At 66.3% G+C, this 11,788-nt stretch carries 10 protein-coding genes; 3 read left to right on the top strand and 7 right to left on the bottom strand.

Annotated elements, in window-relative coordinates; genetic code table 11:
* Positions 1–630 precede the first annotated feature (630 nt).
* From metK to GGD82_RS12680, 3 genes are all read left to right on the top strand, one after another.
* Entirely contained in the window at positions 631–1,806 is a 1,176-nt protein-coding gene (gene metK, locus GGD82_RS12690) for a methionine adenosyltransferase (protein WP_150062604.1), read from the top strand.
* A gap of 30 nt (positions 1,807–1,836) precedes the next feature.
* On the top strand, positions 1,837–3,513 hold the full coding sequence (locus tag GGD82_RS12685; RefSeq protein ID WP_150062603.1) for a glycine/sarcosine N-methyltransferase: 1,677 nt from the start codon (positions 1,837–1,839) through the stop codon (positions 3,511–3,513).
* Between the two features lie 362 nt (positions 3,514–3,875).
* Positions 3,876–4,283, top strand: coding sequence for a cyclic nucleotide-binding domain-containing protein (locus tag GGD82_RS12680; RefSeq protein WP_150062602.1), 408 nt, complete (start codon positions 3,876–3,878; stop codon positions 4,281–4,283).
* A 4-nt stretch (positions 4,284–4,287) separates the two neighbouring features.
* On the opposite strand, the gene corA is transcribed toward GGD82_RS12680, so the two are convergent.
* The 7 genes from corA to GGD82_RS12645 all read right to left on the bottom strand — a co-directional run bounded on the left by corA (position 4,288) and on the right by GGD82_RS12645 (position 11,642).
* Positions 4,288–5,367, bottom strand: coding sequence for a magnesium/cobalt transporter CorA (gene corA, locus GGD82_RS12675; RefSeq protein ID WP_170284303.1), 1,080 nt, complete (start codon positions 5,365–5,367; stop codon positions 4,288–4,290).
* Between the two features lie 221 nt (positions 5,368–5,588).
* A complete protein-coding gene (locus GGD82_RS12670) occupies positions 5,589–5,870 on the bottom strand; it encodes a DUF2160 domain-containing protein (protein ID WP_150062600.1) in 282 nt (93 codons plus the stop codon).
* A 27-nt stretch (positions 5,871–5,897) separates the two neighbouring features.
* A complete protein-coding gene (locus tag GGD82_RS12665; protein WP_150062599.1) occupies positions 5,898–6,713 on the bottom strand; it encodes a carbohydrate ABC transporter permease in 816 nt (271 codons plus the stop codon).
* Positions 6,714–6,727: 14 nt separating this feature from the next.
* Positions 6,728–7,591 carry a carbohydrate ABC transporter permease gene (locus GGD82_RS12660; RefSeq protein WP_150062598.1) on the bottom strand — a complete coding sequence of 288 codons (864 nt, stop codon included), beginning with the start codon at positions 7,589–7,591 and terminating at the stop codon, positions 6,728–6,730.
* On the bottom strand, positions 7,588–8,691 hold the full coding sequence (locus tag GGD82_RS12655) for an ABC transporter ATP-binding protein (RefSeq protein ID WP_150062597.1): 1,104 nt from the start codon (positions 8,689–8,691) through the stop codon (positions 7,588–7,590). Before GGD82_RS12655 ends, GGD82_RS12660 begins: the two co-directional genes overlap by 4 nt.
* Positions 8,692–8,715: 24 nt before the next feature.
* Complete coding sequence (locus tag GGD82_RS12650; protein ID WP_150062596.1) at positions 8,716–9,795, bottom strand: ABC transporter ATP-binding protein; 1,080 nt, start codon at positions 9,793–9,795, stop codon at positions 8,716–8,718.
* A 110-nt stretch (positions 9,796–9,905) separates the two neighbouring features.
* The gene (locus tag GGD82_RS12645; RefSeq protein WP_150062595.1) at positions 9,906–11,642 is read right to left on the bottom strand and encodes an ABC transporter substrate-binding protein; all 1,737 of its coding nucleotides are present in this window, start codon (positions 11,640–11,642) and stop codon (positions 9,906–9,908) included.
* Positions 11,643–11,788: the final 146 nt, after the last annotated feature.

Here is an 11,788-nt window from a genome sequence, read left to right as displayed (position 1 = left end):
TCCCGCGCATGAATTTCGCATGCGCCTTGCGCGCGGCCGACTCGCCGTGGGCATCACGACCACAGTGCGGCTCACTCGCCTGAGGCGCAACCCACGCGGCACACCCTTCGTCCGCGCGCGCCGCCCGGCGCAGACACCAACGGGCCGGACGATAAGGACGCGCCGTATGGCTCAGTTTCCTTCTGTTTCAGTGCCATCGGCGCCGGACTGTGCGCGGGTCGCGATCCGATTCTGCCTATAATATGACCGAAAGATGACATGCCCTGATGAAAAATGAGACAAGGGCCTAGATTGAAACGATCGGTTCGTGTACGGTCCCTGCCGTGAAGGGCCAGATGCACGCAATAAAAAATAAGATCGCGTGCCACCATTAGACCTCACCGGAGCCTATTCCCGAAGGCTCTTTCATTATTAGGCGTGGGCCGAACAACAAAATCGCGTATCGCAGACTCTGTGATGCGCCTGGAGCGCCGGTTTGCATTCCTTGCGGCCGATGATGGCGGACGTCCGTGCGCCCCGCGTTCCCCGGCTCATGACCGACCGAACATTGTGCCCAAGGGCCTCGCCCCCGACCGACCCGTTCGTCGGCCGTCGGCGCGCGTCCCAAACGGAACAAAGGGGGACCCCACTGTGACGGATTCGTACCTTTTCACCTCGGAATCGGTTGGTGCCGGCCATCCGGACAAGCTGGCGGACAACATTTCGGACGGCGTTCTGGACGCGATTCTGACCCAGGACCCGCACGCCCGCGTGGCCTGTGAAACCCTGGTGAACACCGGACTGTGTCTGCTGTCCGGCGAGATTACGACCACCGCCCAGGTCGACTACGCCCAGGTGGCCCGGGACACCATCCTGGACGTCGGCTACGACGACCCGCGCTATGGCTATGATGGCCGGTCCTGCGCGGTGCTGGTGGCGCTCGATAAGCAGTCTCCGGACATCGCCCAGGGCGTGAACGAGGGCGCGGGCCTGGACCTGGAGCAGGGCGCGGGCGACCAGGGCCTGATGTTCGGCTTCGCCTGCCGCGAGACCGACCAGCTCATGCCGCTTCCGATCGAACTGGCCCACCGCCTGACCGCGCGCCAGACCGCCGTGCGCAAGGCCGGCACGCTGCCCTGGCTGCGCCCCGACGTGAAGAGCCAAGTCTCCGTGCGCTACGAGGACGGCCAGCCCGCCGGCATCGACGCCGTCGTGCTGTCCACCCAGCACGACGAGGATGTGACCCACGAGACCCTGCGCGAGGCGGTGATCGAGGAGATCGTGAAGCCTTGCCTGCCGGCGGACTTCCTGGGCACCGACACGGCCTATCACATCAACCCGACCGGCCGGTTCGTCATCGGCGGCCCGGTCGGCGACTGCGGCCTGACCGGCCGGAAGATCATTGTGGACACCTACGGCGGCATGGGCCGGCACGGCGGCGGCGCCTTCTCGGGCAAGGACCCGTCGAAGGTGGACCGTTCCGCCGCCTACGCCGCGCGCTATGTGGCCAAGACCATCGTGGCGGCCGGGTTGGCGGACCGCTGCGAGGTGCAGCTGGCCTACGCCATCGGGGTGGCGCAGCCGGTCTCGGTCCGGGTTGACACCTTTGGGACCGGCACCATCCCCGAGCCGCGCATCGAGACCCTGGTGCGCGAGCACTTCGACCTGCGACCCAAGGGCATCATCGCGATGCTCGACCTGCTGCGCCCGATCTACCGCCCCACGGCCTCGAACGGGCACTTCGGCCGCACCGACGTGCCCTGGGAACAGACCGACCGCGCCGAAGCGCTGGCCGACGCCGCCGGACGCCGCACCGCCGCCGAATAACCGCCCCGCCCCCATTCAGGAGACCCGATCATGGACACCGTCGATTTTCGCGAACGGAACAGCGAGCTGGTCGCCGAAGAGCAGCGCTATGGCGATGATCCCATCGCCGTCCGGGACAGCGATCACTATCGCGCCGAATACATTCAGACCTTTGTCGAGAAGTGGGACGAACTGATCGACTGGGAGGCCCGCGCCGAAAGCGAAGGTCGCTTTTTCATCGACGTGCTGAAGGCGCGCGGCAAGATCCGTATCCTGGATGCGGCCTGCGGCACGGGCTTTCATTCGGTGCAGCTCATCCGCGCCGGCTTCGACGTCACCTCGGTGGACGGCTCCGCCGCGATGCTGGCCAAGGCGTTCGACAACGCCAAGGACCATCACATCATCCTGCGCACCTGTCAGGCCGACTGGCGGTTCCTCAACAAGGATCTGCACGGCAAGTACGACGCCATCATCTGCCTGGGCAACAGCTTCACACACCTGTTCGAGGAGCAGGACCGGCGGCGTGCCCTGGCCGAGTTTTACGCGGCCTTGAAGCATGACGGTGTGCTGATCATCGACCAGCGCAACTACGACGCCATGATCGATCAGGGCTACAGCAGCGAGCACAAATACTACTACTGTGGCGACAAGGTGGTGGCCGAACCCGAATACGTCGATGAGGGGCTGGCGCGCTTCCGGTACTCCTTCCCCGACGGGTCGGAGTACAAGCTGAACATGTGCCCGCTGCGAAAGAACTACATGCGCCGTCTGCTGAACGAGGCCGGGTTCCAGCACATCCGCACCTACGGCGATTTCCAGGAAACGTACCAGGAGGACGACCCGGATTTCTTCATCCATGTCGCCTCGAAAAGCTACGATCCGGAGCGCGGCACCCGCGACCTGAAGGCCATCGCCACCGTCGCCGAGACCTACTATGACAGCGGCGACGCCGATGCGTTCTACTATCAGATATGGGGCGGCGAGGACATCCACATCGGCCTGTATGAGGGCACGGCGGGCGAGACGATCAAGGACGCCAGCCGCCGCACCGTCGACACCATGGCCGAGCAGGTGGACTTGGGCCCGGACAGCCGGGTTCTGGACATCGGCGCCGGATATGGCGGCGCCGCCCGCCGTCTGGCCGGCACGCGCGGCAGTTCGGTGCACTGCCTCAACATCTCGGACATCCAGAACGCCACCAACCGGCGGCTGACCGAGGAGCAGGGCCTGTCCGAAAAGGTGACCGTCGTGCACGGCAGCTTCGAGGACATTCCGGAGCCGGATCGCCGCTTCGACGTGGTCTGGTCGCAGGACGCCATCCTGCACGCCGGCGACCGCGAGTTGGTGCTGGAGGAGGCCTTCCGCGTCCTGAAGCCCGGCGGCCATCTGATTTTCACCGATCCGATGGAAATCGATGACGTGCCGCCCGGCGTGCTCCAGCCGGTGTACGACCGCATCCATCTGGAGAACCTGGGGTCCATCGGCTTCTACACCGCCGCCGCCCAGCGGGTCGGGTTCGAGCCGGTCGGCGTGACCGACCTGACCCAGCACCTGCCGCGCCACTACGGCCGGGTCGCCGAGGTGCTGCGCGAGCGGTACAACGAGCTGGCGAAGGTGTGCAGCCGGGGCTACCTGGACCGCATGCTGGTCGGCCTGGACAACTGGGTGAAGGCCGGCGAGGCCGGGCATCTCGCCTGGGGCATCCTGCACTTCCGCAAGCCGGAGTAGAGCGGGAGAGAGAGACCGCGTACCCGACGCTGGCGATGGACCGGGCGTGTCCGGCCCATCGCCGACCAGAATACCGGCCGACGCGTGATCCGAGGTCATGCGTCGGCGGCTGGGGTGATGCCCCGTCTCGGACACAACCGAACAGGCTCGATCGCGGCCTTGTCCAATAAAAGGGTGTTATTGCACCATGAGAGCGACCCTACGTGTTTGCAAGTGGACGGTAAATACTCGATAAAGCTGTATTTCTTGGTGATTCCATCCTGCCGTGATCCGATCTAGACTGCGCCCCGATCCGCGTTGCCATTCCCGGTGTTGGGGGAGGCCGTCCGCACGCGGATCCGTCCTGAAGAGAGGATCACGGCATGTCTGGTCCGGATGAGGGGGCGAACGACGACATCGCCCCCAGTCAGCACGAAATCGCCTTGGAGGCCGGCGCAATTCTGTTCTCCGAGGGCGATGTCGGCGACCGCGCCTACGTCGTGCGCACCGGCCGGATGGAGGTCTCGCGCCGCGTTGGGTCGGCCCATGTCGTGCTCGCGGTCGAGGGGCCGGGCACCATCCTGGGGGAGATGGCTCTGATCGACGACCAACCGCGCAGCGCCACCATCCGCGCGCTGGAGCCGTCCAGCCTGACCGTTGTGCCGCGCGAGGCGTTCGACTTCCATCTGGCGCGCACCGATCCGGTCATCCGCATGCTGCTGGAACGGTTCACCACCATCATCCGCTCGATCAGCGCCGAGAACGTCCGGCTGATTCTGGGAATCCGGTAGGGGGTCATTTCCCGCCACCCAGCCAGCCCTTGCGCCAGAAGTACAGCACGAACCCCAGCGCCAGCACCGCCATGGCGCCCAGCACGATCGGATAGCCGAAGTACGTCCGAAGCTCCGGCATGTTGTAGGGCGAGACGTCGGGATCGAAGTTCATCCCGTACAGCCCGGCCAGGAAGCTGAGCGGGATGAAGATCGTGGCGATCATCGTCAGGACCTTCATCACCTCGTTCATGCGGTTGGACAGGTTCGACAGGTACAGATCCGTCAGGCCGTTGGCCCGCTCCCGATACGTCTCCAGAATATCGATGACGTGGATGACGTGGTCGTAGCAGTCATCCAGGAACCGCCGCGTGTCCTCCCCGACCAAACGCGGATCGGTGGCCAGGGTTCGCACCGTCTCGCGCATCGGCCAGATGCCGTGCTGAAGCATCTGGATGTCGCGCTTGACCTGCTGGGTGCGGGCGACGAAGCCGGCATCCGCTTCGGTCAGGACCGTGTCCTCCAGCTCCGCCAGCAGGTCGGAGTACCATTCGAGCACCGGGTAGTAGCCGTCGATCAGGCTGTCGATCAGGGCGTAGGCCAGATAGTCCGGCCCCAGGAACCGCTGGCGCCGGCCCGGAGCGCGCAGCCGCTCCCGCACCGCATCGAAGGCATCGCCCGCACGCTCCTGGAACGACAACACATAGCGGTCGGCGAAGAACAGGCTGACCTGCTCCATGTTCAAGGCGCCGTCGCACACGCGGGCCATGCGCAGGACGGCGAAGGCATGGGTGTCGTAGATCTCCACCTTGGCCCGGTGATGGGGATTCAGAACATCCTCCAGCGCCAGGGGATGCAGTCCGAACAGGGCGCCGAGCCCTTCCACCACATCGGTGGAGCCCAGGCCGTCCACGTTGACCCAGACCAGCGGCCACGCGTCGAGCAGTGGACGGATCCCCTCCGGCTGGGCATCGCGTATCTCGGTCAGGTGGCTTTCATCGACGGCCGTCACGGTCACGACCGACGGCGGCGCCTCGGGCGGGGCGACCAGGGTGCCCGGGGCGCTCCCGGGCGGGGTGCTGTGCGGATGGCGAAACAGACGCAAGCGCTTCGCCGCTTTGACCACGCCGCGTCGCGCCGAAAACCGTGCCAGGGTCGCCTCCTTCCGTTGTACCGGGGATCAACACGCGAATGGACGCCGGCGTTCCCTGCGCCGGCGGGTCCTAGAGCATTCTGCGTGACATCGGGATCACACAAAATGCCCTATTCTATGGATGTTTAAGCACATCGTCGTCGCACCCTGTTCCAGGGTGCTCGGGATTTGCTCTAGACCTTCCAGAACACGAACACGCCCCAGGCCAGGGCGACGGCCAACCCGCCCCATAGCGGCGTGCCCATCAGACCCAGCCAGCCGAGCAGGATGAACGCGCTGCCCAGCAGGGTGATGAACAGCCGGTCCCCGCGCGTGGTGTCCAGGCCGAGCACACCCCGGCGCGGCGCGCCGCCCGGCACACAATACTCCCACACGCCCATCGCCGCGATGGCCGCCGCGATGAACAGGAAGAAGGCGGCGGTCGGCCATGTCCAGGCCATCCAGCTCAGTCCCATGACGATGCCTCCCTTGATCCGGGGCGCCTAGACCCGACCCAGCGCGAAGCCCTTGGCGATGTAGTTGCGCACGAAGTAGATCACGAATGCCCCCGGCACGATGGTCAGCGTCCCGGCGGCGGCCAGCAGGCCCAGCTCGTAGCCCGACGTCGAGGCGGTCCGCGTCATGGTGGCGGCGATGGGCTTGGCCGCGACGGCGGTCAGGGTCTTGGCCAGCAGCAACTCGACCCACGAGAACATGAAGCAGAAGAAGCACGCGACACCGATCCCGGCGGCGATGGTCGGCAGGAAGATGCGCCCGAAGAACCGGGGGAAGGAGTAGCCGTCCACATAGGCGGTCTCGTCCAACTGGCGCGGCACGCCGGACATGAACCCCTCCAGGATCCACACCGCGAGCGGGATGTTGAACAGGGTGTGCGCCAGCGCCACCGCCAGATGGGTGTCGAACAGCCCGACGGCCGAATAAAGCTGGAAGAACGGCAGCGCGAACACGGCGGCCGGGGCCATGCGGTTGGTCAGCAGCCAGAAGAACAGGTGCTTGTCGCCCAGAAACCGATAGCGCGAGAACGCATAGGCCGCCGGCAGCGCCACGGTCACCGAAATGACGGTGTTCAGGCTGACGTAGATCAGCGCGTTGACGTAGCCCATGTACCACGTCGGATCGGTGAAGATCGTGACGTAGTTCTCCAGCGTGAACGCGCGCGGCCACAGGGTGAAGTCGCCCAGGATCTCGTTCGTGGTCTTGAACGACATGTTCAGCAGCCAATAAATCGGCAGCAGCATGAAGGCGATGTACAGCGCGGGCACCAGGGGCCGCAGATAGGACAGCGCGGGGCGGTTCATGGTCCGTCCTCCCATCACGAGTCTTCGTTGCGCATCATCAGGGTGTAGAAGACCCAGCTCAGCAGCAGGACGATGAGGAAGTAGATCAGCGACATGGCCGCCGCCGGCCCCAGGTCGAACTGACCGAGGGCGACCTTCACCAGGTCGATGCTCAACAGCGTGGTCGAGTTGCCCGGCCCGCCGCCGGTCAGCACGAACGGCTCGGTGTAGATGTTGAAGCTGTCCATGAACCGCAGCAGCACGGCGATGGTCAGCACCCGCTTCATTTTGGGCAACTGGATGTAGCGGAAGATGGCCCAGCCGCTGGCGCCGTCGATCTTGGCGGCCTGATAGAACGCGTCCGGGATCGAGACCAACCCAGCATAGGCCAACAGCACCACCAGCGACGTCCAGTGCCAGACGTCCATGGCGATCAGGGTGAACCACGCCGCGCCCGGCTGGCGGGTGAAGTTGTAGTCGAACCCCAGCCCGTTCAGCACCTGCCCCAGCAGGCCGATGTCCGGCAGCGCGAAGATGTTCCAGATGGCGCCGACCACGTTCCAGGGGATCAGCAGCGGCAGCGCCATGGTGACCAGACAGACGGGCACCCAGACGCCACGCCGGGGCATGGTCAGGGCGATGGCGACGCCCAGCGGGATCTCGATGGCCAGGATGGTGAAGGTGAACGTCAACTGGCGCAGCAAGGCGTCATGGAACCGCGGGGAGTGCAGCACGTCCTCGAACCACATCAAGCCGGCCCAGAAGAACGTGTTGTCGCCGAACGTTTCCTGGACCGAGTAGTTCACCACCGTCATCAGCGGGATGAAGGCGTTGAAGGCCACCAGGATCAGCACCGGCAGCACGAACAGCCAGGCCTTTTGGTTGACGGTCTTGGTCATGCCGCGCCTCCGGGCTGCGCGCCCACCATCCAGCCGTCGGCGTACAGGCGGGTGTGATCGGGGTGGAACACCAGCCGGGCGTCCTCCGCCGGGATTGGGGTGTCCTCGTCCACCAGCACCGTGATCGGTACGGTGCCGTTCAGTCGGGTGTCGGCGATGCGGTAGCGGCCAGCGTCGCGGACCCGGGTCACGGCCACCGGCAGGCCCCCGGCCTCGCCCGGTTCGGCGAAGGCGACGAACTCCGGTCGCACGCCCACCTCCATGTGCCGGGCCGGAGCCCCCGGGTCCGGGTTGGCCACCGCGACCGCATGGCCGCCCACCAGGGCATGACGGCCGTCCAGCCCCTCGCAGGGCAGCACGTTCATGCCGGGCGAGCCGATGAAGTGGCCGACGAAGGTGTGGCGCGGGCGCTCGAACAGGTCCACCGGCGTGCCGACCTGCACCACCTGCCCCATGTTCATCACCACGACCTGATCGGCGAAGGTCAGCGCCTCCGTCTGGTCGTGGGTGACGTAGATCATGGTCCGCCCCACGCGCTGGTGCAGTTCCTTCAGCTTGGAGCGGAGCTGCCACTTCAGGTGCGGGTCGATGACCGTCAGCGGCTCGTCGAACATGATGACGTTGACGTCGTCGCGCACCAGCCCGCGCCCGAGCGAGATCTTCTGCTTGCCGTCGGCGGTCAGGCCCTTGGCGCGGCGATCGAGCCGGTCGGTCAACTCCAGCATCGCCGCGATCTCCTCCACCCGGTCCCGGATGGTGGCCGCGTCCACACCCCGGTTGCGCAGGGGAAAGGCGAGGTTCTGGCGCACCGTCATGGTGTCGTAGATGACGGGGAACTGGAACACCTGGGCGATGTGGCGCTGGTCGGGCGGACGGTCGGTGACGTCGCGGCCGTCGAACAGCACCCGCCCCTCGGTCGGTCGCACCAGCCCGGAGATGATATTGAGCAGCGTCGTCTTGCCGCAGCCCGACGGCCCCAACAGGGCATAGGCGCCGCCGTCCTGCCACGCCACGTCGAGCCGCTTCAGCGCCCAGTCCTCATCCCGGCTGGGGTCCGGCTCGTAGGAATGGCGGAGCGCCGACAGGGTGATGGTTGCCATGGTCCCCCCACAGAGCGGCCGGTCTCAGGCCGCGATCCGCGCGCCGGCGCGGTCGAAGAACAGGCCCTGCGCCACGTCCATGTGCAGGCGGGCGACCTGCCCGACCCGCAGCGCATGAATGCCGTGCGCCTGCGACACCCAGGTTTCGGCCGCCTCGCCCTCACCGTGCCGGAAGTGCACGACGGTGTCCGACCCGCTGAGTTCGGTCAGCAGCACTAATCCATCCAACGCCACCGGATGCGCGCCGGTCGGGTGCGGCGTGACGTGATGCGGCCGGATGCCGAACACATACGCGCCGTCCGGCAGGCCCCGCGCGGCCTCCGGCGCCGTCCAGGTGGTGCCGTCGCTCATCTCAAACGTCTCGCCGCGCTTGGTGACGGCGGCGGTGTTCATGGGCGGTTCCGAAAACACCTGCGCGCTGGTCAGCGTGTCGGGCTGGCGGTAGACGGTGCCGGTCGGACCGACCTGGGCCACGCGGCCTTCGAACAGGGTGGCCGTGGTGCCGCCGAGCAGCAGGGCCTCGGTCGGTTCGGTCGTGGCGTAGACCACCACGCAGTCCCGATCCGCGAACAGGCGCGGCAGTTCGTCGCGCAACTCCTCGCGCAGCTTGAAGTCCAGGTTGGCCAGCGGCTCGTCGAGCAAAACGAGACTCGCGTCCTTGACCAGGGCGCGGGCCATGGCGCAGCGCTGCTGCTGGCCGCCGGACAGCGCCGCCGGGCGCCGGCCGAGCATCGGGGTCAGCTTCATCAACGCCGCCATGCGCTCGACCCGGTCCCGGATCTCCGCCTTGGGCCGTCGCGCCACCCGCAGGGGGGAGGCGATGTTCTCGAACACCGTCAGGTTCGGGTAGTTGATGAACTGCTGGTGCACGAGGGAGACATTGCGGGTCTGCACCGCCACGCCGGTCACATCCGTGCCGCCGAACCACACGGTCCCGGCGGTCGGGCGCTCCAGCCCGGCCATGATCTGCATCAGCGTGGTCTTGCCCGCCCCCGTGGTGCCGAGCAGCACGTTGAACGCGCCCGGCTCCAGCGTCAGGTCGGTGGGATGGATGTGGGTCTCCCCGTCCACCCGCTTCGTGACGCCCCGCACTTCCAGCGACATGGCTGCGGCACTCTCCCGTGTTGACGGATCATCCGAAGAGCGACGGACAGGACGGCTCGCGCCGCGAGGAGGGGGCCATAAGACTGGACCCGCCCTCGGGGCGCGAGGCCCTATTGCTCGGCCCAGCGCTCGACGAGGTCGTCGTAGCGGATGGTCTCGCCCGGGGGCTTCTCGTTCTCCAACGCCGGCTTGGCGCCGCCGTGGCCGATCCACTCCGAGGGGTCCTTGGGCTCGTTCAGACGCGGACCACAGCCGCCATAGAAGCCACTGGCCTCGTCGGCGCGCTGCATGCGGGCCATGACCTGATCCATCTCACCGGCGAGCCGGTCCATGGCCTCCTGCGGGGTGAACACACCGGAGTTCACGTCGCCGATCTGCTGCCACCAGAGCTGCGCCAGCTTCGGATAGTCCGGCACGTTGACGCCGGTCGGGGTCCACAGCACGCGGTCGGGGGAGCGGTAGAACTCCACCATGCCGCCCAGCTTGGGCGCGCGCTCGGTAAAGCTTTCGTCCCGAATGGTGCTGTCGCGGATGAAGGTCAGACCGACGTGGCTCTTCTTCACGTCCACGGTCTTGGAGACGACGAACTGGGCGTACAGCCAGGCGGCCTTGCGGCGGTCCACCGGGGTGGACTTCAGGAAGGTCCAGGAGCCGGCGTCCTGATAGCCCAGCTTCATGCCCTCTTCCCAGTACGGGCCATGGGGCGAGGGCGCCATGCGCCACAACGGCATGCCGTCTTCGTCCACGGTGTTGTTGCCCTCGCTCTGCGGGGCGACCATGGCGGCCGTGAACGCCGTGTACCAAAAGATCTGCTGGGCCACGTTGCCCTGCGAGAGCGCCGGCAGCGACTGATAGAAATCGTAGTCGGCGGCGGCCGGCGGGGCGTATTCGCGCAGCCACTCGTCCCATTTGCGGATGGCGTACACGGCGGCCGCGCCGTTGGTGGCGCCACCCCGGCTGACGGAGGCGCCGGCGGGGTTGCAGGAGCCTTCCTCCATCCGGATGCCCCATTCGTCGATCGGGCGGCCGTTCGGCAGACCCTTGGAGCCCGCGCCCGCCATCGACAACCACGCATCGGTCATGCGCCACCCCAGGTCGGGTGCGCGCTTGCCGTAGTCGAGGTGACCGTACACACGGACCCCGTCGATCTCCTTCACATGCTCGGTGAAGAATTCGGCGATGTCCTCATAGGCCGACCAGTTGACCGGCACGCCCAGGTCGTAGCCGTAGATCTCCTTGAACTGGGCCTGAAGGTCTTCGCGGTCGAACCAGTCCTTGCGGAACCAGTACAGGTTGGCGAACTGCTGGTCGGGAAGCTGGTACAGCTTGCCGTCCGGGCCGGTCGTGAACGACTTGCCGATGAAATCGTCGATGTCGAGGGTCGGGTTGGTGACGTCCGCCCCCTCGCCCGCCATCCAGTCGCTCAGGTTCACCGCAAGCTGAAGCCGCGAATGCGTGCCGATCAGGTCGGAGTCGTTGACGTAGGCGTCGTACAGATTGCGGTTCGTCTGCATCTGGGTCTGCACCGCCTGCACCACCTCGCCCTCGCCCAAGAGCTGGTGGTTGACCGTGATGCCCGTGATCTCCTCGAAGGCCTTGCTCAGCACCCGCGACTCGTATTCGTGGGTCGGGATGGTTTCGGACAGCACATTGATTTCCATGCCGACGAAAGGTTCAGCCGCCTGGACGAACCACGCCATTTCCGCGCGCTGCTCCTCGCGCGACAGGCTGGACGGCTGGAACTCCTCGTCAATCCACCGCTCCGCCTCCTCCATGCCCGCCTCGGCCGGCAAAACGTACGCCGTCGTCGCGACCATCGCGAGTGCGGCCATCAGAATGCCTCTCATCCCGTTCCTCCCATAGGTATCGTTTTTGGGACGAACCAATCATCAAACGAAGTCAAACGAACGTCAAGGCGACATTTTTCGTTGTCGACGCGCGAACTTTCCGCGAAAATCGCCCCAAGTGAGCGAATGCGAAAAAGAATGGGGAC

Source organism: Roseospira marina (assembly GCF_014197855.1).
Taxonomy (GTDB): domain Bacteria; phylum Pseudomonadota; class Alphaproteobacteria; order Rhodospirillales; family Rhodospirillaceae; genus Rhodospira; species Rhodospira marina.
This window is presented reverse-complemented; position numbering and strand designations above follow the sequence as displayed.

What these genes read in the sequence shown, in the direction of transcription:
- GGD82_RS12685 (WP_150062603.1), top strand. Translation starts at nt 1,837, where the DNA reads ATGGACACCGTCGATTTTCGCGAACGGAACAGCGAGCTGGTCGCCGAA.
- GGD82_RS12650 (WP_150062596.1), bottom strand. Translation starts at nt 9,795, where the DNA reads ATGTCGCTGGAAGTGCGGGGCGTCACGAAGCGGGTGGACGGGGAGACC.
- GGD82_RS12670 (WP_150062600.1), bottom strand. Translation starts at nt 5,870, where the DNA reads ATGGGACTGAGCTGGATGGCCTGGACATGGCCGACCGCCGCCTTCTTC.
- GGD82_RS12680 (WP_150062602.1), top strand. Translation starts at nt 3,876, where the DNA reads ATGTCTGGTCCGGATGAGGGGGCGAACGACGACATCGCCCCCAGTCAG.
- GGD82_RS12655 (WP_150062597.1), bottom strand. Translation starts at nt 8,691, where the DNA reads ATGGCAACCATCACCCTGTCGGCGCTCCGCCATTCCTACGAGCCGGAC.
- GGD82_RS12660 (WP_150062598.1), bottom strand. Translation starts at nt 7,591, where the DNA reads ATGACCAAGACCGTCAACCAAAAGGCCTGGCTGTTCGTGCTGCCGGTG.
- GGD82_RS12665 (WP_150062599.1), bottom strand. Translation starts at nt 6,713, where the DNA reads ATGAACCGCCCCGCGCTGTCCTATCTGCGGCCCCTGGTGCCCGCGCTG.
- GGD82_RS12645 (WP_150062595.1), bottom strand. Translation starts at nt 11,642, where the DNA reads ATGAGAGGCATTCTGATGGCCGCACTCGCGATGGTCGCGACGACGGCG.